This is a genomic window from Hymenobacter sedentarius (genome assembly GCF_001507645.1).
In the GTDB taxonomy this organism is placed as follows: domain Bacteria; phylum Bacteroidota; class Bacteroidia; order Cytophagales; family Hymenobacteraceae; genus Hymenobacter; species Hymenobacter sedentarius.
Genome location: NZ_CP013909.1, coordinates 4231075 through 4254294 on the forward strand (window position 1 = coordinate 4231075; position 23220 = coordinate 4254294).

The following is a 23220-nucleotide window of genomic DNA, read 5'->3' on the forward strand; positions in this document are numbered from 1 at the left end:
CGGCTTGCACCGCTTGCATGGTCGCGCTTCTCACGAGACGCAAGTAGCGGTAATTCGCGTTATCACACAACTGGCAGTTATCATGGTTTGCCCGCGGGCGGAGCGGGTGTGCGTCAATTGGTCACCCGTATGGCCTTCGCCAGAACCCTCCTTCAACTGAACAGAGCTCGTTTACCTTGCTACCGTTAAAGTGAACGAGGTAACTGGCTTTACCCCGCGCAGCTGGGTCGCAGCGCCAGGACGGCCTTACCCCTGAATCATGTAAAATTCCCAGGCGATGCGGTCGGGGTCTTTGAAGGCCACGTACTTCATCGGTCCCACCGTGTCCTGTTTGACGCCCGTGTTCTCCACGCCGGCCGCCTGCAGGGCGTCGGCCACGCGGTGCAGCTCGGCCTCGTCGGTGCAGGCAATGGCGAGGTGGTCGAGGCCCACGTTGAAAGGCGTGAAGGTGCCGCCCCCGGGGTGGGTGGGCTGCGCTTGCTTAAAGCCAATGAAGGTGGCCCCGACCAGGAAGCCGAGTATTTCGGGCGTGTCCAGCGCGATGGGCAAGCCCAGCAGGTCGTGGTAAAAGGCCTTGGCGCGGGCAAAGTCGGTGGTGCGCAGCGCGACGTGGGCCAGGCCCGTGGTTTTTGGATTGATGGCCATGAAGCAGGAACAGGAATGAGGTTGCCTTCTTCAACGAGAAAAAGTAGACTTCGGCTAGCCAGCCCACCGTTACGTTAAACTAGAACGATCATTTTAGTGATAGCCGAACCGTGGACCGGGGGCCGCGCACCTACGTAAGCACGCAGGTGCCAACCCGCCGCACGGTCGTTTCCACCCTGGCACGGGCCGCTGCGGTCGCGGCCCTGCCCCATTCCCCCGCCGCCATGGCCGCCTTTGCGCCCGCTCGCCCCCAGCTGTTGATTTTCGACGTCAACGAAACCCTGCTCGACCTCAGCAAACTGCAGCAGGCCGTCAACCAGGAGTTCCGGTCCGCGTTCGCCTTCCAGCAGTGGTTTGCCCTCTTGCTGCAGTATTCCCTGGTGGACACGGTGACGGGCCACTACCACGACTTTCCCGCCATTGGCGCCGCCGGCTTCGACATGCTGGCCCAGGCCCTGGGCCAGTCCGCCCGGCCCGCCGCCCGCAAACAGGAACTACTGCGCCTCCTGGCCGAACTGCCGCCCCATCCCGACGTCATCCCGGGCCTCACGGCCCTGCAACACGCCGGCTTCCGGATGGTGACGCTCACCAACTCGCCCGGCCCCACTCTACAGCAGCAGATGGCCTACGCCCAGCTGACGCCCTTTTTTGAGCAGTTACTGAGCATCGACCCGCAAAAGCACTACAAGCCCCACCCGGACACCTACACCGCCGCTTGCCGGCAGCTGCGGGTGGCCCCCGCGGACACCATGCTGCTGGCGGCCCACGGCTGGGACGTGGCCGGCGCCCGGCACGCGGGGCTCCAGGCCGCCTTCATCGCCCGGCCCGGGCAGGCGCAGTACCCGCTGGCCCCGGTGCCCAGCCTGGTGGGGCCCACGTTGGAAGCCGTGGCCAAACAACTGCTCGGGTAACGCGCTTTTCCAGGCACCGGGCACGGGGCAGAACCTCACCCCCCGCCCCCGGCGCGGCGCCCGCTTGTTAATTTCCTTTCATCCCATGAAAAACTCCTTCTTCCCGCTGGTTATCAGCCTTTTTGTCCTGGCGGTTGCGCCGGCCTGGGGCCAGACCGCGCCGGCCCGCGCCGCGCAGCCCCTGGCGGTGGGCACGGCGGCCCCGTCGTTCAAAGCAAAGGATGCAACCGGCCGCCCCGTGGAGCTGCCGCAGCTGCTGAAAAAGGGCCCGGTGGTCCTCTATTTCTACCGCGGCCAGTGGTGCCCGTACTGCAGCAAGCAGCTCAGCCAGCTGCAGGACTCGTTGCAGCTGCTCACGGCCAAAGGGGCGCAGGTGGTGGTGATCACGCCCGAAACCCCGGAGAACATCGGCAAAACGGTGGCCAAGACCCAGGCGGCGTTTCCCATTGTGCACGACCGGGGCTTCGCCATCATGACGGCCTACCACACGGCCTTTACCGTGGACGCGGCCACGGCGCAGAAATATCGCGGCTTCGGCGTGGACCTACGGCAGGCCAACGGCGCGCCGGAGGACGTGCTGCCGGTGCCGGCCACGTACGTCATCGGCCGCAACGGGCGCATCCGGTACGTGTACTTCAACCCGGACTATAAGCAGCGGGCCTCCGTGCGCCGCATCGCCGCGGCGCTCTAGGACGCGCCCGTCTTGCTGGGGTGACCGCTGCGTGAACCGGCCTACCCGCTCAGCTCAAGCATCCACAGGAGGAAGGTTGACCTCCCAATGCGGCGCTGGTTTCCCGGCTCCCGATCAAGCGGAAAGAGCGCAGCGCACCACAAGTCGTTCGGCCCGTTCCGAAATACACCAGTAATTCGCTCCTTGTGCGATTCGGACCGGTTAAGTGAACGGTCCTTCAGGGCATGGGCACAGGGAGTGGCCCGGCGGTGGCCGTCGCCCCGGCTCGCCGACGGGCCTCAAGACATGGGGCCAATCGCGTCGTAGATCACTACTTTCTCCCAGTAGCGGGCGTACGTGTCCCGAAATGCGTCGTGGATGGGGTGCCGCTGGTAGTGCTCCTCGTCGGCCGCGCTCTGGAAGAGGCACAGCCAGGAATAGGCGTACGTCCGCTCAATCACGGCGCGGTCCGTCGCGGCCGGCGTGCCAATGTGCGACCAGTGGATGGCGGGAATGCCGCGCAAGGTGCGAAGGCCTTCGAGCAGGCGGGCCTGGTCGGATTCGCTGGCGGTCGCGGGCACGTAAAACAGCACGTGATGCACAAACAGGTCTGGGGAGATGGGCGCATTCATGGGCACAGCAGGGGCTTTGGGCGAAAACAACCACGGGGAAGCGGGCACGAAACTAGGCCGCCTTCCGGGGAAAGGTACGCCCGCCGGGCACCGAAGCACACGGGCTTCAAGTGCTCTTGTTGTTTCTCGGACCGTTTTCCTGAACGCTACGGCGTGGTGGACTACTGCGCAATGCGCAACGCCAAACAACGTCTTGGTTCTGCCCAGCTGAGCTGGACCACTTCCAGAAGTAGCAATTATTCCTTTGCGATGCGTCGGGTGGCGATGCCGGCGGCCGTTTGCAGCTGCACGAGATAAATCCCCGGTGGCAGCCCGGCCAGCGGCACCCGCACCGTTCGTTGCTGGCTCACCACTTGCCGGTAGACCGACCAGCCGGTCAGGTCCCGCAGCTGCACTTCCGCGGCGGCGAGCGCGGGCAGGCCCACCGTCAGCACGTCGCTCGCCGGATTGGGATAGGCCTCGAATCCGGCCAGCGAAGGCGGCGCCGTCGCCGTTACCACCGTTTGCATCGCGTAGGCCGTGACGTAGATGGGGCTCAGGGGCGTTGCCGCCTGCCGCCGGGTCTGCAGGTAGCCGTAGCGCCAGGCGCCGCCCTGCCACTGCCGGATGCCCAGGTAGCGGGTGAGCGTGTCCTGCGCCCAGTTGCCGCTCTCGCGGAACTGGCCCGCGTAGGTCGTTACCTGCACCAACTGGCCCTCGCCCGTCCAGGTGCGCCGCGCCGTGCGCGGGCCGATGGGTTCGCCGTACGGGAGCGGCGCGGCCGGCGCGTAGGCGGCCGGGGCGCCGGTGCTGTCGGCCAGCACCTGCCAGGCCGCGGGGAACAACGAACGCGCCAGGGTGTAAATACTTCCCCCGTATTGCACCAGCAGGTCAAAATCAACCACGCCGTCCCCGTCCGCGTCCAACTGCTGGCACTGCGTATTGGCGGGGGTGCAATAAAAGCGCAGGGTGGCGGGGTGTACGACGTGCGTCCCGCTGCTTTGCCCGGCACTGAAGCCCGTTCCTTGCCCGGAAACAGCGCCGGCACTCCCAAGGAGCCACCCAAAGAAGAGCAGTACGGCAAATATTTTCATTACCAGGTAGTTGAAATGGAAACGTGCGCAATATAATGCCTCCTTCAGCTGAACATAGCACGTTTACGGCACCACCGTTTTCGTGAACGGAAAGGACCCCGGAGGGCATTTAACGGGTTCCGCCCACGGGCTTCGGCTCTGGCGTTTGCCGGGGGCTGCCCAGCGTTTGGGCCGCCGACTGCATGGGGTTGGGCGCGGCGGCTTGCTGCTGCTCGAACAGCTCGAAGCGGGAATAGGCCGGCTGCCGGGGGAAGGCGTTGTTGCTCACATCCGTATCGACCGTCTGCTGGAAGGGGTCGAGCACGAAGCTGACCACGGGCTGCTTGGTCACGATGATTTTGGTGACCTGCGCGTTGTTCTTGCGCCAGATTTCGGCCGGGATGGTCTGCACTTCGGTCGTGTTGTCGGCGTAGGTCATTTGCACAATCACGGGCATCACGAGGCCGCCCACGTTGCGCAGGCTCAGCTCGTAGAAATTCTGCGAGTCGCCGAGTCGCTGGCGCTGCTCGTCCGTGAGCGTGCCCAGGTAGGTGGTGTAGCGCTGCTGGTCGGCGTCCGTCACGGCCAGCGGGTTGTAGCTGTTGTAGAAGTCTTTAAGCTCGGGCTTCTCGTCGATTGCCGTGGACTTGATATCGGTGGCGTTGCGTTGGGCCGAGAGAGACGGCGCGGCGGTGGCCAGCAGCTGCTGGGCGCGGGCCTTTTCCACGGCCGGGTCGGCGGTGCTTGCCTGGTAGGCCTTCACCCCCTCGAGGCTGATGTCGCAGTGGTCGGTGGTGTAGAACCAGCCGCGCCAGAACCAGTCCAGGTCCACGGCCGAGGCGTCTTCCATGGTGCGGAAGAAGTCGGCCGGTGTGGGGTGCTTGTAGGCCCAGCGCTGGGCGTAGGTCTTGAAGGCGTGGTCGAAGAGTTCGCGGCCCATCACTGTCTCGCGCAGGATGTTCAGGGCCGTAGCCGGCTTAAGGTACGCGTTGTTGAAAAACTGCAGCACTGACTCCGAGTTGGTCATAATGGGCGTTTGCAGGCTCTTATCCGTGCGCATGTAGGCCGCCGCGACGCCGGGCCCGCAGCGCGGGGACGGGAAGTCGCGCTCCCATTCTTGCTCGGTCAGCAACTGCACGAAGCTGTTTAACCCTTCGTCCATCCACGTCCACTGGCGCTCGTCGGAGTTTACAATCATGGGGAAGAAGTTGTGCCCCACTTCGTGGATAATCACCGAAATCATGCTGTACTTGGTTTGGGCCGAATACGTGCCGTCTTTCTCGGGGCGGCCTTCGTTGAAGCTAATCATCGGGTATTCCATGCCGCCGGGGTTGACGGGGCCGTGCACCGAAATGGCCACCGGGTAGGCGTAGGGAATGGTGAACTTCGAGTACGTCTTGATGGCGTGGGCCACGGCTTCCGTTGAGTACTGGCCCCAGAGCGGGTTGCCTTCCTTGGGGTAGTAGCTCATGCACATGACCGGCTGGCCGTTCTGCCGGATTTGCATGGCGTCCCAGAGGAACTTGCGCGAGCTGGCCCAGGCAAAGTCGCGCACATTTTTGGCGGCATACGTCCAGGTCTTGGTGCCGGTGGCGCGGCCGGCTTCGGCTTTCACCGCTTCCTGCTGGCTGACAATCAGCACGGGCTTCGTGGCCTTTTTGGCCTGCTCTAAGCGCTTCTGCTGGGCCACGGTCAGCACCTGACTGGCATTCTGGAGCGTGCCGGTGGCGGCCACCACGTGGTCGGCCGGGGCGGTGATGCTCACGCGGTAGTCGCCGAAAGGCAGGGTGAACTCGCCGTTGCCCAGAAATTGCTTGTGTTGCCAGCCCTGGTTGTCGGAGTACACGGCCATGCGCGGGTAGAAACACGCGATTTCGTAGATGTAGTTCTTGTCCTCGGGGAAGTACTCGTAGCCTTCGCGGTTGGTCCGGTAGCCGTTGACGTTGTAGTGCCACTTCACGTGGAAGGAAAACGACTGGCCCGGGCGCAGGGGCGTGGGCAGGTCGATGCGCATCATGGTGTAGTTGGTCACCGTCTGGAGCGCTTTGCCGCCCGCGCCGGTCACGCTTTCAATCTTGAAGCCGCCGTCGAAATCGTTCAGCAGCAATTCCAGCGTCTGGAAAGACACCTTCTCCTGCAGTTGGCCCACCTGGGTAGCTTTGGTAATGGAGTTTTTCGCGAAGAGGTTCTGGTCGAGCTGCAGCCAGAGGTAGGGCAGCACGTCGGGCGAGCGGTTGGTGTAGGTAATGGTTTCGCGGCCGCGGATGGCCTGCTTGGCGTCGTCGAGCGTGACGTGGATGTCGTAGTCGGCGCGCTGCTGCCAGTAGTCCTTGCCCGGGGCCCCGCTGGCCGTGCGGTAGGAGTTGGGCGTGGGCAGCAGCGTTTCGAGCTGCGCAAACTTGTCGGTGCCCGAGTTGGTGGTTTGGGCTGCCGCGAGCCGGGGGCCTGCCAGGGCCAGCAGCCCGCACACGCCGGCAGTGCGGCTGGTGCGGAGAAGACGGAAGAAATTTCGCATCCGGAAAGGTAGGCTGATGGGGTCCGTATTCCATCACGCCATACCATTACTTACTTATACCCTCGTTATCTAATTCCGACCGTTCCGCTGAACCCTCGTTATCTAATTCCGACCGTTCCGCTGAACCCTCCTTTCCCTGAACCGCTGCCTGTGGGTGCCTACTGGCCTAGCGGAGGGGCCCTACGGTCCAGATGGAGTTTAAGAAACTCTTTCACTAATCAAAGTTCACGAAACTCAAAAGGGAGATGAGTTTCGTGAACTCTTTTCGAAGCCGCGTCTTCAGTCCCTTCGCACTTCCAAAGAGCACGACAGACGCTGCCAGACAACCTCTCCTCACGTGGCGAAAGAAGCCTCAAGCGTGCCCCCGTTAGGCCGGTCCGCTCAAGGGCAGGCCCACGTGGATGGTGGTGCCCTGGCCTTCCTGGCTGTCGACCGTCAAAGAGCCGCCGTGGCCTTGGGCGATGATGTCGTGGGAGAGGGATAGGCCCAGGCCCGTGCCCTCGCCCGTGGGCTTGGTGGTGAAGAAGGGTTGGAAGATTTTCGCCTGCACCGCCTCGGACATGCCCGTGCCGTTGTCCCCTACCCGGATTTTGACGTGCCCGTTCACGCGCGCGGTCGTCAGGCTTACCGTGGGCCGGTAGCCGTCCTCGCCGGTCTGCTGGCGCTGCTGCACGGCGTAGAAGGCGTTGCTGAACAGGTTCAGCAGTACCCGGCCCACGTCGCCGCTCACCACGCTGACCAGCGGCAGGTCCGGCGCCAAGTCGGTCGTGAGCTCGGGGTGGAAGCTGTTGTCTTTGACGCGCAGGCCCTGGTAGGCCAAGCGCAGGTACTCCTCGCACAAGCGGTTGAGGTCCGTGGGCGCGCGTTCGCCGGCGCTCGTGCGGCTGTGCTCGAGCATGCCCCTGACAATGCCGGCCGCCCGCTGCCCGTGCTGGCTGATTTTCGCCTGGTTCTGGCCCAGGTCGGCCAGCAGCTCGGTCAACTCTTCTTTTTCGGGGGCGGGCAGGCTCGTGGCGGCCAGCAGCTCCCGGGCTTCCTCGCACAGCTCGGCACTCACTTCCGAGAAGTTGTTGACGAAGTTCAACGGGTTCTGGATTTCGTGGGCAATGCCGGCCGTCAGCTCGCCCAGGCTCGCCATCTTTTCCTTTTGAATGAGCTGGGCTTGGGTGGCGCGCAGGTCGGTGAGGGAAGCGTCGAGCTGGTCGCGTTGGGCTTCCAGCTCGCCTTTCTGGGCCGTGACCGCCGCGTGCAGCCGGTTCAATTGGTCGTTGGCGCGCTGCTTGAGCCGGTTGCTGCGCCAGAGCACGAACCCCAGGCCCGCCAGCAGGGCCAGCCCGGCGAGCGTGACGCCGAGCAGCAGGCGCTGGCGGCGGGCGCGGGCGGCCTCGAGCAGCTGGGTTTCGCGCAGGGCGGCGATGCGCGCGTTCTGGGCTTCGGTAGCCTGCTCGGCTTCGTACTGGGCCACGTGAAAGGCGCCTTGCCGGGCACCGAGCGAGTCGCTCAGGGCCAGGGCGGTGCGGGCGTAGCGGCCGGCCGGCGCCGTTTGTCCCTGTTGGGCGTAAAAGTCGGCCAGCGCGCGCAGGTAGGCCAGGCGCAGCGGCACCACCTTAGTGGCGCGGGCCTGGCCGTAGGCCGCGAGCCAGGCCGTTTCGGCCCGGGCGGGCTCGCCGCGGGCGGCGTAGTAGCGCGCCCAGGTGGCGTCCAGCTCCATGTAGCGGAGGGAGGGGTTTTTCAGGCCCAGGTGGAGCGAATCGGCTAGGTGCTGGGCGTACGCCAGCAGGGGCCCGGCCTCGGCCACGCGTCCCAGGTCGAGCAACACGGCGCTTTTGACCACCCGTCCGTAGGCCTGCACCCGCGGCACCAAGGCCGCATAGCTGCGGGTCGTGTCGGTGGGGGTGTCCACCATGGACAAGTTGGCGTGGCGCAGGGCGGCGGGGTAGTCGCCCAGCTGGCGGTAGGCCTGGGCGATGGCCCAGTTCGGGTAGGCGTCCCAGGTATAGCCGTTCAGGTGCGGCAGCGCGTGTTGCAGGGCCAGCCCTTGGCGCAGGTAGTGCAGGGCCTTGGCCGGGTTGCCCCATTCCGCGTAGTAGGAGCCGGCTACGCCTAGCTCGTTAAACTGGTGGTACCGGTTGTAGGCGCGGCCTTGGTCGGCCGCCCGCAGGATGTAGCTGATGCCTTGGTTGTAATCCCCCCGCGACGTGTAATAGCCCCCCAGCATCCGGTAGCACACGTACAGATTCTGCGGCATTTCGCGCCGGCGGTAGTAGGCCGCCTTGGCCTGGTAGAACGCCCGGCGCGCCTCGGGGGGTTCGAGCAGCCCGAGCAGCCCCCCGATTAGGTCAAGCACCCCGGGCGCGGGTCGTCCCAGCCGGTCAAACGCGGCCAGCGCCGCCCGCGCCGTGTCGAGTTGTTGGGCCGGGGGCGCCTTTGCCTCGGCCAGGGTCAAACCGGCCGCGTACAGCCGGTAGGCCGGAGCCTCGGGCCGCCGGAGCCGGTGGGCCAGCCGAGCGAGTTCCCCGTGCTCCGCGCGTTCCTCCGCCGGGGAGGCGAAGTTGTCCCCATCCCCCAGGTGCTGCAACAGGCGCAGGCGGGCTGTGTCGGTGCGTTGGGTGGCCAGCACCCGGCGCAGTGAGTCGGGGTTGGCTTCGTAGTAGCGGTAGCGGACCAGGCGTTGGGCCGTCGTTTGGGCCAGCGCCGCCGAAACGGCCGACAGCCCCAGCAGGGCCAGCAAAATAAAGAAGCGCATACAAACCGGGGCCACGCCGCAAGCCCTGCGCGGGGGTGGAATTAATTAAAGCAAAAGTTGGGCGATGGGCAGGCAAGCTACGACCCAACCCGGCTCTTTTCCTCAGCTAGCCGATTGGCACTCAACATTTCTGAAATCTGTGCGGTAACGGGCAGCGCTAGTTCATTTTAACGGTAGCAAGGTAAACGAGTTCTGTTCAGTTGAAGGAGCCTTTGAATGGCGGAGAGTCTATTGGGCCACCAGTTGATCACAGCTTAGGCGGGTTGAGGCTTAAAGCGCCTAGCTTTACCCACCTGCTTAGACCACTTCTTGTTCGTATGCTCCTTTCCCACTCCTGGTGTCGGTTGTTGGCCTGCCTTATTTCGCTACCTGCGCTGGCCCAAACCGCCCCCCCCGTTACAGCCCCGCTCGACGTGGCGGCCTTGGACGCCGTGGTGGCCCGCACCCTCACCGCCTTTGACGTGCCCGGCATGGCTGTGGCCGTGGTCAAGGACGGACAAGTCGTGCTCAGCAAGGGCTACGGCGTCAGTTCGCTCAAAACTCGGGCGCCGGTGGATGCCAACACCCTGTTCGGCATTGCCTCCAACACGAAGGCCCTTACCGCGGCGGCACTGGGGCTGCTCGTGGACGAGGGTAAGCTGCGCTGGGACGACAAGGTAACCGCCTACATCCCGGAATTCCAGCTCTACGATGCCAACGTGACAGCAGAATTCACCGTGCGCGACCTGCTCACCCACCGCAGCGGTTTGGGCGCGGGCGCGGGCGACCTGCTGCTGCGGTACCCCGACTCGACGAACTTCTCCATCCAAGAGGTGCTGCATAACCTGCGCTATATTAAACCGGTGTCGTCGTTTCGCAGCCAGTACGCCTACAACAACAGCCTGTACCTCGTGGCGGGCGAGGTAGTGGCGCGGGTGGCGAAGCAGCCCTGGACCACATTTGTCGAAACCCGTCTGCTCCAGCCGCTGGGCATGCGCCGCAGTGCCGCCAGCTTTGCCCGGCTTCCCGACCCGACCAACGTCGCGGAGGCGCACACGCCGGTCGAGGGCCGGGTGCAGGTCCTGCGGCGCGATTTGGAGAGCACCACCGACCCGACGGGGGCCCTGTTGAGCGCCGGCGGCATCTACAGCAGCGCGAACGACCTAAGCCAGTGGGTCCGGATGTTGCTGGGCGGGCCGGGGGGGCCGGCGCCCTTGCTGAAGCCCGCGACCCAACGCGAGCTGTGGACGCCGCAAACCCTGGTACCCGTCAGCGCGTGGCCGACGCCTTACCCCACCCACTTCGCGGCCTACGGCCTGGGCTGGCGGCTGAACGACGTGCGCGGCTATCAGCAGGTGTGGCACACCGGGGGCAATCCAGGCATGGTGAGCCAAATCACGTTGCTGCCCGAGCTACATCTGGGCATCGTCGTGCTCACCAACCAAGCCAGCCGGGACGCTTACACGGCCGTGACCAACCAGATTGAAGACCATTACATGGGCGTAAGCGGCCGGGACCGGGTGCAGGAACTGCGCGATCCGGCCAACGTGCTGGCGGCCGCGGAGGCCCAGCGCACCACGGCCGTGTGGCAGCAAGTGGCGACTACTCAAAAATCGGTACTTAAGCGGCCGGACTATGCGCCGTACCGCGGCCGCTACCACGACGCGTTGTTCGGGGACATGAGCGTCTATGAGCAGGGCGCTCAGCTTTGGGTGAAGGCCGCGCGCTCCCGGCGCCTGATGGGGCAGTTGCTGCCCTACCGGGACCACACCTTCGTGGTGCGCTGGAACGACCGCAGCATCCCCGCCGCCTTTGCCCTGTTCACCCTCGGTGCGCAAGGCCGGGCCACCGCCATCAAGCTGAACAATATTGCCGGGCCCCGCAACATCTTTCAAGACCTGGATTTGCAACGGGCGCCCGAAACGCCTCCGGGGAAGTAAGGCACCGGGACGCCGGCGACCGAGGTCCTTGCCCACCGGATGAAAGCTGGAAAACAGCTGGACCGACAGCCCTCGAACAGACTGCCTAAAACGGAAGCTTTAAGTTCAAGAAAAGGGTCCGAATCGCAAGCGAAAATGGGTGCTGTCCTGAATCGGTTCGTCAGGGCTTTCGCGTGCAAATAAGACCATCTGCTGCAGCTTCCGGCCCCAAACGCGGCTTCCATGGGCCTTTTTAGCACGCTTTTTTCGCTTCCTGGTGGCGTTAACCCTGGCGTTTACCTGGTTTTAACCTGGTTAAAACCAGGTAAACGCCATTTAAGGGGTGGTTTTAACCAGGTTAATGCCATTTCGGTCGTGGTTTTAACCAGGTAAAAACCACTCCTACCCCACTCCGCCTCCGCGTGTGGAGAACAAATGATCATTCCTGCCCAAGCGCTCGGTCCTCACCAAAGCTGTCCATCGAAAGGATCCGAATTCCAAAACGAGGGATACGTTTCGGCGACTGATGCCGCACCACGCATTTGCCATTCCATCCGGGGTATCAGGGTAGCAAGCGGGCGTCCAAACAGTGTATATTTCCGGCTCTGAACATCGAAGTTGCTGCCCGTACGCACCGGCGCATTTCCGCACCTTTCCCTTTTTTCTGTTGCATGACTCGTATTTCTACTCTCTTGGGACTTTTGGGCGGCCTCGCCCTGACGCCGCGGGTCGCCCCGGCCCAAACCCCGCTGCCACCCGCCAAGCTCGAAGCCCTGAAGCGGGAGCTCATCGGGGAAATCGACCAGCAGCAAAAGGCCACCCAGCAAATGGTGGACATGGTGTTCAGCTTCGGGGAACTGGGCTTTCAGGAAACCGAGACGTCGCGCTACCTAACGGGCATTCTGAAGAAAAACGGCTTTGTGATTCAAACCGGCATTGCGGGTGTGCCCACTGCCTGGACGGCTACGTGGGGGTCGGGCAAGCCGGTTATTGCCATTGGCAGCGACATCGACTGCATTCCCAAGGCCTCCCAAAAGCCTGGCGTGGCTTACCACGACCCCATTGTGGAGGGCGCGCCGGGCCACGGCGAGGGCCACAACTCGGGCGTGCCGCTCAACATCACGGCGGTGCTGGCGCTCAAGAAAATCATGGAGCGCGAGAAGCTGCCGGGCACGCTCATGCTCTGGCCCGGCGCTGCCGAGGAGTTAGTTGCCACCAAGGCCTACTTCGTGCGCGACGGCTATTTCAAGAACGTCGATGCCTGCATTTTTACCCATGTGAGCGACAACCTCAAGGTGTCGTGGGGCGACAATGGCTACACGGGCCTGATGTCGGTCAAGTTCACCTTCGAGGGGCAAGCGGCGCACGCAGGGGCGGCTCCCTGGCGCGGCCGCAGCGCACTGGACGCCGTGGAGCTGATGGACGTGGGCTGGAATTTCCACCGCGAGCACATGGACGTGAGCCAACGCTCGCACTCCGTCATCACCGACGGCGGCGACCAGCCCAACGTGGTGCCGTCGAAGGCGGCCGTGTGGTACTACTTTCGCGAACGCACCTACCCCAAAATCCGGGAGATGTACGCCGACGCCCTGAAAATGGCCGAAGGGGCCACGCTGATGACCAAAACCACCGTGACCCACGAAGTGCTGGGCAGCGCCTGGCCCATCCACCTGAACAAGGCCATCGCCCAGGCCATGTACCAGAACATCCGGCGCGTGGGCCTGCCCCAGTGGAGCGCGGCCGACCAGGTGCTGGCCCGCGCCGCGCAGGCCGAAACCAACGCCCCCAAAACCGACCGCCTCAACCGTCCCCTTGACGGCCTGGCCACCCGCCTCGATACGCTCGTGGGACCCGCGACTTCGACTTACGGGGGCTCGGATGACATCGGCGACATTTCCTGGAGCGTGCCCACGGTGGTGCTGCACTACCCGGCCAACATCCCCGGCCTGCCCGGTCACCACTGGGCCAACGCCATTGCCATGGCCACCCCCATTGCCCACAAAGGGGTGACGGCCGGCGCCAAGGCCGAGGCCTTGACCCTGCTCGACCTACTGGTGAAACCCGAAATCATTAAAGAGGCCTGGGCATACTTCAACGACGTGCAAACCAAGAACACCAAGTACACCCCCTTGATTTCGGACACCGACAAGCCCGCCATCACCCTTAACCAAGGCATCATGGCCCAGTACCGGCCACAGATGACGAAATTCTACTACAACCCGGCCAAGTATAAAACTTACCTGGAGCAGTTGGGCATTGCCTACCCCACGGTGCGGCCGGCCGCTCCGAAAGCGAGCGCCCAATAACCACGCTCCGCAGAGGGCTGTTTTTTGGGAGCAAGAAACGTTTAAGAAAACGGTCCGAATCATAAAACGAGCACTAGGTAGACACCCTAGTCGGTACGTACGGGCTGCCGATTACCCTTGCGTCGCCCCTCTAGGGATGGGAACGGTTGTGGCCGTCGTTATTTCGATTTGTTCTCGGCCGCTATTTGCACGAGCCGGCGGTGGAACAGGGCGGGTTCTTCCCAGTTGGGCGCGTGGCCGCTGTGCGCAAACTCAAACCACTGCTTTTTGGGGGCCTTGAGCTCTGCAAAGTAGTGGCGGGCGAGTTCCGGCTCGGTGTTGTGGTCGTATTTGCCGACAAAAAAGTACACCGGCAATTTGAATACAGAGTGCTGCAAGACCTTCGTTTTTCCGCCATTTAAGTACGGGAAGAGCGGGGGCAGGGTGCGCATCACCGGGGCCATCCACTGCTGCGGCGGATAATCGCCGTAGAGCTGCATGGGGTTAGACAACTCCGGTGCGTCGGGGCTGGAGCGGTAGGGACCCGTCAGCGTCAGGAAGGCGAACCAGTCGTTGACGCCCCGCGCGAACCCCTTCGCTTCCGACAGCGGGATGCGGGCCAGCGCGTGCACGGTGGCCGTGTCGTGGTGCAAAGCTGCCTGCTGTTGCACGTGCGTGCGGGTGAGCAGCGCCGACTGGCCGGCGTCGATGAATTGGCTCACCCCGATGTACGCGGCGTAATCCTGGGGGTAGCGTTGCACCAATTGCGCCCCCACAAAGCTGCCCCAACTATGGCCAACGACGAAAATTTTTCGCTGGTGGAACGTCTGCTGTAAAAAGCGCGTGACCTGATGCGCGTCCTCGATATAGAGGTCCGGCGTCAAGGCCACGGTCGTGTCGGTTTGCGACTTGCCGCAATTGCGCTGGTCCCAGGAAACGAAAATAAAGTCGTTGGCCAGGTCCTGGCTGTATTTGCGATTCATCGGCGTCGCCGGCCACGCCGGCCCCCCGTGAATGAAGAGCAGCACCGGTTTGGTTCGGGAGGCGCCCTTGATTTCCAGGTATTGCTTCACCCCGTTGACGGGCAGTAAAAAAGCCGTGTCGACGGCTACAGGGCGGGCTGGGCGGGTGACGCCCTGTGCCCGCGCTTGCGGGTGAGGGACAAGTACGAAGCAGCAGAAGAGGGCAAGCAGGTAGCGCATAAAGGAATTGGGGCAGCGGGTGCTGGGCCGGTGAAGCAAGCTACACCCGTTTCGGACGAATAGCTCATCCTCCCAAAGCCAGCCCATTAGCATGGCTACCACCGCAGCCGCATTTCTTTGCCATCCACATCTGGTTCAAACCGCCGCTATTCACGATAACGGTCGTGGCTGTTGCAGAACCCGGGTTAGGGAGTTCCCTTTCCGGTTAGCGGCTGGGCGCGTGCTCGAGTGGGCGCTTCGAGGCGCCTGTTCCGCCGCCTGGCGCGCCTATTGGCCGCTAACACGGGCCGTGGCAGGGCCACGGCCAGGCTTACGTGCCGGTTGGGGCGGTGCTTGAGCAGCTTTTTGAGGTTGAAGGCGATGGCGGTGAGCAGCCTGGTCTTGTGGGCCCCCGCGTGGCCGCGCACGTTCACGCGCCGCAGGCCGTAGTGGTGCAGCAGGTTGCCAAACACGGGCTCGACCGTGCCCTGGCGGACCCGGCGTTTCCGTTGCCCGCGCCGGGTGTGCTGCCGCTCCCAGGCCCGGCGGTACGCGGCGTCGTAAATGGTGCGGTTGATCTGCTTGCGCTTGGCCCGCGGGGCGCACGTGGGCTTGCGCGGGCACTGCTGGCAGGTGCGGCACGGGCCCCAGTAAATCTTATGCCAGCCCCCGTCTTGGTTGGTGTCGTATTTCTGAAAGGGCAGCGCCTGGCCTTTGGGGCAGGTAAAGGCGTCCGTGCGGCGGTCGTACACGAAGCCCTCGATTTCGGGTTTGTATTGACCGAAGACGGGAATCCAGGCCGTGATGTGGGCGGCTTCGAGCAAGGCGTAGTTCGGGCCGTTGGCGTAGCCGGCATCGGCCAGCAGCGCGCGCAGGGGCAAGTCGTTCGCGCGCAAGCGCCGCTGCAGGCCGGTGAGCAGCCGGGGCAAGTGCAGGCTGTCGCGCTTGTCAGCCAGGTCCGCTTGCGCATGGCTGATGACGCCCTTGGCCGTGTCCACGGCCAGGCTGCAGAGGTAGTTCAAGGCCCGGGCTTTGCCGGGCTTAACGGAGATGCGCGCGTCGGGGTCGGTGGGGCTGTAGTGGGTCTTGTTGCTCAGCAGCCGCGCCTGTTCGTGCCGCGCGCCCAGCGCGCCGGTCTGCGCGCCCTGCCGCCGGCGCTGCCCCGTGGCCAGCTGGCGCAGCTGGTGGGCCGGAGCCGTCACCACCGAGCCCGCGGCGGGTGTCTCCTCGCGGCCGCTCAGGTGGGGCCCGGCAGGCCCGGCGGCTTGTTTTTCCAGCACCGCTTCCAGCGCCGCGTTGGCCTTGACGGGGGCCGAATCGACGGCCTGCGTGTCGCCGGCGACCAGGCCCCGGGCCACGCACTGGGCAAAGACGTGGTCGAACAGGCGCTCGAAGACGGCGGCCGGAAACAGCTGGCGGGTGCGGCTCACGGTCGAGTGCCAGGGCAACTCCTCGTCCACCTCGTAGCCCAAAAACAAGAGAATGTCGAGCCGCAGGGCGCAGTGCTCGACCAAGCGGCGGTCGCTGATGAGGTTTTCCAGCCGGCCGACGAGCACGAGCTTGAAGAACACGACCGGGTCGAGCGAGGGCTGCCCGGTGTGGCTGTAAAGGCCCCGCGTCTCGTCGTAGAGGAAGGACCAATCCACCAGCTCGGCCAGCCGCCGGTACAGATTATGGGGCGGGACCCGCTCGGAAAGTCGAAAGCGGACCACCTCCTTGTCGAGGTATTGCTTTTTGCCTTGCATCTTCCCTCTACGAACCCGAGTTCTGCAACAGCCACGGTCCTATTCGCCACCGGAGGGTTTAGGTTGCGGACTGGGGAGTTGCCCCGTTCAGGGGCAAGGCCACGGAGAAGATGCTGCCCTGGCCCTCCTGGCTGTCCACGCTGAGGCTTCCGTCGTGGCCTTGGGCGATGATGTCGTGGCTTAGGGAGAGCCCCAGGCCCGTGCCCTCGCCCGTGGGCTTGGTCGTAAAAAAGGGCTGGAAGATTTTCTGTTGCACGGCCGGGCTCATGCCCGTGCCGTTGTCGGTGACCTGAATCTGGACTTGCTGGTGGAGCAGCACGGTGCGCACACCCACCTGCGGCTGGTAGCCGGGCTCGCCGCTGAGTTGGCGTTGGCGCACGGCGTAGAAAGCATTCGTGAACAAGTTGAGCAAGACACGCCCCACGTCCGCACCTATTACGGTCACAGTGGGCAGGTCCGCTAGAAAGTCGGTATTCAACGCCGCGTTGAAGTTCTTGTCCTTGGCCCGCAGGCCCTGGTAAGCCAGGCGCAGGTACTCGTCGCACAAGCGGTTCAGGTCCGTGGGCTCGCGCTCGCCCGCGCCGCTGCTCGAGTGCTCCAGCATGCCTTTGACAATGCCCGCGGCCCGACGCCCGTGGTGGCCAATTCTGCCCAGGTTTTGCGTCAAGTCTTCCAAAAGCTCTTCCTCCAGGCCGACATCAGCTGCCGTCCCTTTGGCTCGTTCCTCACGCAGCTCGGCAACTAATTCCGCTGAGACCTCGGAGAAGTTGTTGACGAAGTTCAAGGGGTTCTGAATCTCGTGGGCAATGCCGGCCGTCAGCTCCCCCAGGCTGGCCATCTTCTCCTTCTGGATGAGCTGCGCTTGGGTGAATTGCAAATCTTTCAGCGCCTGCGCCGTTTCGTCGCGCTGGGCTTGGAGCAGGGCGTTGGCTTGCTGCTGGCGGCGGTTGCCGCGCCACAACACGAAGCCCAAGCCGGCCAGCAGGGCCAACACGGCCAGCGTGGCGCCCAGCAGCAGGCGCTGGCGGCGGGCGCGGGCCGCGTCTTGCACCTGGGCCAGGCGCAGGCCTTGGATGCGGGCCTGCTGGGCCTGCTCGGCGCGCTCGGCCTCGTATTGGGCCAGGTGAAACGCGCCCTGTTGGGTGGTGAGCGAGTCGCTCAGGGCCAGGCCGAGGCGGGCGTAGCGGCCGGCGGGTTCCGTCTGCCCGCGCCGGGTATAAAAGTCGGTCAGGGCGCGCAGGTAGGCCAGGCGCAGGGGTACTTCCTTGCCCTCGCGCGCTTTGCGGTAGGCCGCGAGCCAGGCGGCTTCGGCGCGCGCGGGCTCACCGCGGGCAGCGTAGTAGCGCGCCCAGGTCGCATCCAGTTCAATAGTGACTCCACTATTGCCAATGCCAAGCTTAAGCGAGTCGGCCAACTGCTGGGCCCGTGCCAGCAGGGGGGCCGCTTCAGCCCCGCGGCCCATGTCGAGCAGCACCGCGCTTTTCAGCGTTAAACCATACGCCCGAACTTCGGGAACTCTGGCGGTGTAGAGGCGGGTCGTATCGGTTGGGACGCCCGCCAGGGATTGGTTGGCGCCGCGCAGGGCGGCGGGGTAGTCGCGCAGCTGGCGGTAGGCCTGGGCCATGCCCCGGTAGGTGTAGGCCAGGTAGTCATAGCCGTCGCGCCGGGGCAGCGTGGCGTACACGGCCAGCGACTGGCGCAGGTAGCGCAGGGCTTGGGCGGGGTTGCCCCACTCGGCGTAGTAATAGCCCACTACTTTCAGGTGGTTTTCCTGCTGGTACCGGTCAAATGTGCCCACCAGGTCGGCCGCGCGCAAGTAGTGGCTGATGCCCTGGTTGTAATCGCCCTGGGTCACAAGTGGAAGCCCGAGCCGAAAGTGGCAGTAAGAAAGGTTTTGCCAGGAGCCGCGAGCCTGGTACTGGGCCACCTTGGCGCGCAACCACGCCAGCCGCGCCGCCGGCTGTTTCAGCCTTAGGAACTGTTGGGACACACTACCTAACGGCCCCTCTATGGCCCAGCCCAGGCTGGTCAAAAGCCTTCACGGCCGCTTGCAGGCTGTCGAGGCCCCGTTTCAGGCTGTCGAGCCCCGGCCCGGTGTCGGGCTTGGCATTCCTGAATTGCCGGCCGGCCTGCCAGAGCCGGTAGGCGCTGGCCTCGGGGCGCCGCAGCCGCCGCGTGAGCTGCACCTTTTCGGTCAGCTTGCTCTCAAAATCGGCCACCGACAGGTAGGCGTCATAGACGTTGTCCAGGTGCAATAAAGTGCGCAGGCGGGCCGTATCGCTGTGCTGGGTGGCCAGCACCCGGCGCAATGAGTTGGGGTTGGCTTCCCAGTACCGGTAGCCGGCCCGGGGCGTGGGCTGGGCGCGCAGGTGCCCGGCGCCACAGAGCAGGGCAAACAGCGCCAACAGGAGATTACGCTTGGGGGTATAAAGGAACATGCAGGGCGATAAAAGCCGGTCTACGCCGGCAAGCTGATGCAAAAAATGGTGCCCTGGCCGGACTGGCTCTCGACGGTGAGCATACCGCCGTGGCCCTGGGCAATGATGTCGTGGGACAGGGAAAGGCCCAGGCCCGTGCCTTCGCCCGTGGGCTTGGTCGTGAAGAAGGGCTGGAACACCTTCGCCTGCACGTCCGGGCTCATGCCCGTGCCGTTGTCGCTGACCTGAATTTGGACCTGCTGGTTGAGCAGCACGGTGCGCACCCCCACCTGCGGCTGGTAGCCGGGCTCGCCGGCTTGCTGGCGCTGGCGCACGGCGTAGAAGGCATTGTTGAACAGGTTCAAGAGCACCCGGCCCAGGTCCGCGCCTACCCCCTCCACCAGCGGCAAGTTGGGCGCGAAGTCGGTTTGTAGCTCCGTATTGAAAGACTTGTCTTTGGCCCGCAGGCCGTGGTAAGCCAGGCGCAAGTACTCGTCGCAGAGGGCGTTGAGGTTGGTGGGCTGACGCTCGCCCGTGCTGGCGCGGGAGTGCTCCAACATGCCTTTGACAATGCCGGCCGCCCGCTGTCCGTGCTCAGTGATTTTGGTCAGGTTCTGCCGCACGTCGTTCGCTAAGGCGCTTACCTCTGCCCCATCACCAGCCGCTTGCGCTTCTTCCAGCTCCAGCATGAGCTCGGCGCTGACTTCGGAGAAGTTGTTGACGAAGTTCAACGGGTTCTGAATCTCATGCGCAATGCCTGCCGTGAGCTCCCCGAGGCTGGCCATCTTCTCGGCTTGGATGAGCTGGGCCTGGGTGGTCTGCAGATGCTGCAGCGCCTGCGCGGTTTGGTCGCGTTGGGCTTGCAGCTGCGCGTTGGCTTGTTGCTGGCGGCGGTTGCCGCGCCACAGCACGAAACCTAGGCCGGCCAGCAAAGCCAGCCCGGCCAGCGTGGCTCCTAGCAGCAGGCGCTGGCGGCGGGCGCGGGCGGCGTCCTGCACCTGGGTCAGGCGCAGGGCCGCGATGCGCTGCTGCTGGGCCTGGTCGGCTCGCTCGGTTTCGTAATGGGTCACGTGCAGGGCGCCTTCGGACGCGCGCAAGGTGTCAGTCAAGGCCAGGGCCGCTAGGGCGTAGGTGGCCGCCACAGCCGGCCGGCGGCGCTGCTGGTAGAAGCGGGTCAGCTCGCGCAGGTAGGCCAGCTGCAGGGAAGTGGCGTGGCTGAGCCGGGCCGTGCGGTAGGCGGCCAGCCAGTGAGTTTCGGCGCGCGCCTCATCGCCTAGGGCCGTGTAGTACCGGGCCCAGGTCGCGTCCAGCTGGAAATAGCCGAGGCCGCTTAGTAAGGGCAGTTGAAGCGAGTCGTTCAGGTGCTCGGCCGTGCGCAGCAGGGGGCCGGCTTCGCGCGGGCGCCCCAGCGCCAGCAGCGCCGCGCTTTTCAGCACCAGCCCGAAGGCTTTCGTTGAAGCCGCCGACTCAAAGCCAGCGGTGTCCCGGGCGGCGGCCGCCAGCCCTACGTCGATGGCGCGCAGCGCGGCCGAATTTTGGTGCAGCTGCAGCTGGACATCGGCCATCGTCCAGTTGCGGTAGGCGATGGAGCTGGGCAGCTGCCCGCGCGGGCCACCTTGCCCCGCCAGCGACTGCCGCAAATAGTGCAGCGCCTGGGCCAGGTTGCCCCACTCGGCGTACAGCTGGCCGGCGGTGGCCAGCTCGTTGTAGGAGGTGTTCCAGTCGAAGTACCGATACCCTTCGGCTGCTTGCAGGTAATAGCCAATGGCCCGGTTGTGGTCGCCGCGGGCGTTGTAGTAGCCGGCCAGTCCGTGGTAGCAGACCGCCATGCTGGCGGTATCGCCCCGCTGGCCGTAAGTGGCCAGGTGGCCTTCGTAATAGGCCTGCCGCGCCTCCAGCCGGCCCGCGGCTACGAAGAAGAAGCGGATGGAAGCCAGTAGGTCTGGCACCGGCCGGTGCAGGCGGTCAAACACGGCAATGGCTGCTGTTAGGCTATCGAGGGCGGGCCCCACGGCTTTGCGTTTCAGGAGCTGGTTGCCGTGCAGTAGCAGGCGGTAGGCCCGCCGCTCGGGGCGGTGCAGGCGGCCGGTCAGGGCAATCACCTCTTCGTAGTCCCGGTCCTGCATGTGACTCTCGGCTTGCGCCGGAGCCACATCGATCATGTGCTGGAGAGTACGCAGGCGGGCGGTGTCGGCGCGCTGGGTGGCCAGCACCCGGCGCAGCGAATCGCCCGTGGCCTCCCAGTAGCGGTGGCGGGCCTGGTCGGCGGGGCTCAGGACAGGCAGGCGGATTTGGGCGGCCAGTGGGCTGGCCAGCAGCAGCAGCAGCGGCCAGAGCCGCTGCGTTCGCCGCAAAATCAGGGGAAAGGAGGCGGGCACGATTAAGCGGGAAGCGTGATGATAAATTCGGTGGACTCGCCCGGCACGGACGCCACGCGCAGGCTGCCGCCGTGGCTTTTGGTGATGATGTCGTAGCTCAGGCTCAGGCCCAGGCCGGTGCCTTCGCCCGTGGGCTTAGTCGTGAAAAAGGGCTGAAAGATTTTTGCCTGTACCTCGGGCGGCATACCCGTGCCGTTGTCGCGGAAGCGGATTTCCACCTGCTGACCCACCTGCTTCGTGCTGACGCTAACGGTGGGTGCGTAACTCGCTTCACCCGTTTGCTGGCGTTTTTGCACGGCGTAGAAGGCATTATTGAAGAGGTTGAGCAGCACGCGGCCCAAGTCGGCCCCTACCCCTTCCACTTGGGGCAAACCGGGGGCGAAATCCGTCTTCAACTCGGCGGTGAAGGTTTTGTCCTTAGCCAGCAGGCCGTGGTAGGCCAAGCGCAGGTACTCGTCGCAGAGGGCATTGATATCGGTGGGCTGGCGCTCGCCGGTGCTCGGGCGCGCGTGCTCGAGCATACCGCGCACGATGTTGGCCGCCCGCTGCCCATGCTCGTGGATTTTGCCCAAATTCTGCGTGACATCCACCGCCAAGGCCGTGGCTTCGGCCGTGTCGCTGGTGGCCAGAGCTTCCTGCAATTCGGCCATCAACTCGGCCGACACGTCGGAGAAGTTGTTGACGAAGTTGAGCGGGTTTTGAATTTCGTGGGCGATGCCCGCCGTCAGCTCTCCAAGCGAGGCCATCTTCTCTTTCTGAATGAGCTGGGCCTGCGTGGTGCGCAATTCCGTGAGGGAGCGCTGCAACTCACCGGTGCGCTGCTGCACTTGCTGCTCCAGGGTGTCGTTTTGGGTGGCCAGCAGCGCTTGTTGCCTTTGCTCCTGGGCCAGGGTTTGGGCCGACAGTCGCTCGACTTCGCCCAGCTTTACCAGCAGCAGCTCGGCATCGAGGGCGAACTCGCGGGCCAGAAACAGGGAGATACCCAACGCTGGCAGCATAAATGCGAACGTTTCCCCCAACGAGTACAGCAACGTTGACTGGGTGGCAATGCTCCCCGATGGTGTCAGGTACAACAACAAGAGCACCACCAGCCCACCAGCAAAGCCGCTGCCGATAATCCAGGCCCCGCGCTGCCCTTGGTGCAGGGCCCGCCCTATCAGACGCAGTTGTTCCACGGCAGCTATTGCCAGAAGCACCTCCCAGGTTGGCACCGACTTTGGTAAGAAGAAACCTGCCAGGTAACCTACATACACCACCCACAGGCCCAGGTAGAGGCGGCCCGGCCTCACCTTAAACAGCGCATATAAGGCCCGCACGGCCATTATGTAGCTCAGGCCTAACAGCGCGCCACCTGTAAAACCTACTAAAAAAAAGGAAAGGTGCGTGGGGTACGCCAGCGTGCCAGTGCAGTAGCCGGCCACAAACGCCAAGGCCAAGGCCAAAGCGAAATACGCGAAGTAGAGGTTGGCGCGCCGGGTGGGATTATAGCGGAAAAAAGCCCAGTGCAGTAACGTCAACAAGGCGAAAAAACCAATGGGCACCAGGTAGGCGGTGGCATTCGTGCGTTGCCGTGCCTCGTCGGTCCAGAACTGCTCGGCGGTAAACAGCCACATGACCTGGTGGGGCTGCGCGCGGATGTCGCCCAATAGCGGCGACTGCCAGGGCGCGTAGCGCACGGCCAGAACCTGCACCGCTGGCCCGCCGGTTGGCAGCGGCCCCGGTTTGGGAAACCGCCCACGCGGTACGACTTGCGACGGATTTGCGTTTAGCTGGCCCTGCCGCATGAGCAGACGGCCGTTGAGGTAGACTTCGCACGCGCCCAGCTGGTGGGCATGGAATACCAGGGACTGCAAGCGCAGGCTGTCGCTGAGCTGAAAGCGCAGTCGCAGCCAACTAATCCCGGAACTCAGCTGCGCCGGCAGCTCGCGCCGGGGCCGGGTAGGATTGATAGTGTCCCAGGCGCGGTCGTCGAACTCGGGCCGGGCCCAGGCCGGGTTGTCGCCAGCGTGGTAGCGCCAGCCGTTGGTAAGAATCAGGCCCGTGTCGGGCAGGCGGCTGATGCGAATGGCAGCCGGGTCGGGTGTTTGGGCCAGGACGGGGAGAACGCCGAGCAGGGCCAGCAGCAGGAACAGGAGCTTCATGAAC

General features: G+C 64.6%; 15 protein-coding genes. 4 read left to right on the forward strand and 11 right to left on the reverse strand.

Going from position 1 to position 23220, the window contains the following annotated elements; translation table 11 throughout:
• Positions 1-246: 246 nt before the first annotated feature.
• The gene (locus AUC43_RS17335) at positions 247-645 is read right to left on the reverse strand and encodes a VOC family protein (protein WP_068196562.1); all 399 of its coding nucleotides are present in this window, start codon (positions 643-645) and stop codon (positions 247-249) included.
• Between the two features lie 146 nt (positions 646-791).
• Here AUC43_RS17335 and AUC43_RS17340 point away from each other — a divergent pair, with 146 nt between their 5' ends.
• Positions 792-1556 carry a haloacid dehalogenase type II gene (locus AUC43_RS17340; protein WP_233254041.1) on the forward strand — a complete coding sequence of 255 codons (765 nt, stop codon included), beginning with the start codon at positions 792-794 and terminating at the stop codon, positions 1554-1556.
• An 85-nt stretch (positions 1557-1641) separates the two neighbouring features.
• Complete coding sequence (locus AUC43_RS17345) at positions 1642-2247, forward strand: peroxiredoxin-like family protein (RefSeq protein ID WP_068196565.1); 606 nt, start codon at positions 1642-1644, stop codon at positions 2245-2247.
• Positions 2248-2525: 278 nt separating this feature from the next.
• Here AUC43_RS17345 and AUC43_RS17350 read toward each other — a convergent pair whose 3' ends face one another.
• The 4 genes from AUC43_RS17350 to AUC43_RS20505 all read right to left on the reverse strand — a co-directional run bounded on the left by AUC43_RS17350 (position 2526) and on the right by AUC43_RS20505 (position 9171).
• Entirely contained in the window at positions 2526-2858 is a 333-nt protein-coding gene (locus tag AUC43_RS17350) for a Dabb family protein (protein WP_082685303.1), read from the reverse strand.
• A 236-nt stretch (positions 2859-3094) separates the two neighbouring features.
• Positions 3095-3931 (reverse strand): T9SS type A sorting domain-containing protein, encoded by an 837-nt coding sequence (locus AUC43_RS17355; protein ID WP_068196571.1) that lies wholly within the window; start codon positions 3929-3931, stop codon positions 3095-3097.
• 109 nt (positions 3932-4040) lie between these two features.
• A complete protein-coding gene (locus AUC43_RS17360; RefSeq protein ID WP_082685173.1) occupies positions 4041-6425 on the reverse strand; it encodes a M1 family metallopeptidase in 2385 nt (794 codons plus the stop codon).
• A gap of 367 nt (positions 6426-6792) precedes the next feature.
• A complete protein-coding gene (locus AUC43_RS20505) occupies positions 6793-9171 on the reverse strand; it encodes an ATP-binding protein (protein WP_068196572.1) in 2379 nt (792 codons plus the stop codon).
• A gap of 317 nt (positions 9172-9488) precedes the next feature.
• Here AUC43_RS20505 and AUC43_RS17370 point away from each other — a divergent pair, with 317 nt between their 5' ends.
• Entirely contained in the window at positions 9489-11090 is a 1602-nt protein-coding gene (locus tag AUC43_RS17370; RefSeq protein WP_068196575.1) for a serine hydrolase, read from the forward strand.
• 650 nt (positions 11091-11740) lie between these two features.
• On the forward strand, positions 11741-13375 hold the full coding sequence (locus AUC43_RS17375) for a peptidase dimerization domain-containing protein (protein ID WP_082685174.1): 1635 nt from the start codon (positions 11741-11743) through the stop codon (positions 13373-13375).
• A 158-nt stretch (positions 13376-13533) separates the two neighbouring features.
• Here AUC43_RS17375 and AUC43_RS17380 read toward each other — a convergent pair whose 3' ends face one another.
• The 6 genes from AUC43_RS17380 to AUC43_RS17405 all read right to left on the reverse strand — a co-directional run bounded on the left by AUC43_RS17380 (position 13534) and on the right by AUC43_RS17405 (position 23216).
• Positions 13534-14556, reverse strand: coding sequence for an alpha/beta fold hydrolase (locus tag AUC43_RS17380; RefSeq protein ID WP_068196579.1), 1023 nt, complete (start codon positions 14554-14556; stop codon positions 13534-13536).
• A 185-nt stretch (positions 14557-14741) separates the two neighbouring features.
• Positions 14742-16280: an IS1182 family transposase gene (locus tag AUC43_RS17385; protein WP_068196582.1), complete on the reverse strand. Its 1539-nt coding sequence runs from the start codon at positions 16278-16280 to the stop codon at positions 14742-14744.
• Positions 16281-16338: 58 nt separating this feature from the next.
• On the reverse strand, positions 16339-18135 hold the full coding sequence (locus AUC43_RS20695) for an ATP-binding protein (protein WP_233254042.1): 1797 nt from the start codon (positions 18133-18135) through the stop codon (positions 16339-16341).
• 136 nt (positions 18136-18271) lie between these two features.
• On the reverse strand, positions 18272-18718 hold the full coding sequence (locus AUC43_RS17395; protein WP_068196586.1) for a hypothetical protein: 447 nt from the start codon (positions 18716-18718) through the stop codon (positions 18272-18274).
• A 20-nt stretch (positions 18719-18738) separates the two neighbouring features.
• Complete coding sequence (locus tag AUC43_RS17400; protein WP_068196596.1) at positions 18739-21075, reverse strand: ATP-binding protein; 2337 nt, start codon at positions 21073-21075, stop codon at positions 18739-18741.
• A 2-nt stretch (positions 21076-21077) separates the two neighbouring features.
• Positions 21078-23216 (reverse strand): sensor histidine kinase, encoded by a 2139-nt coding sequence (locus AUC43_RS17405; protein WP_068196599.1) that lies wholly within the window; start codon positions 23214-23216, stop codon positions 21078-21080.
• Positions 23217-23220 lie beyond the last annotated feature (4 nt).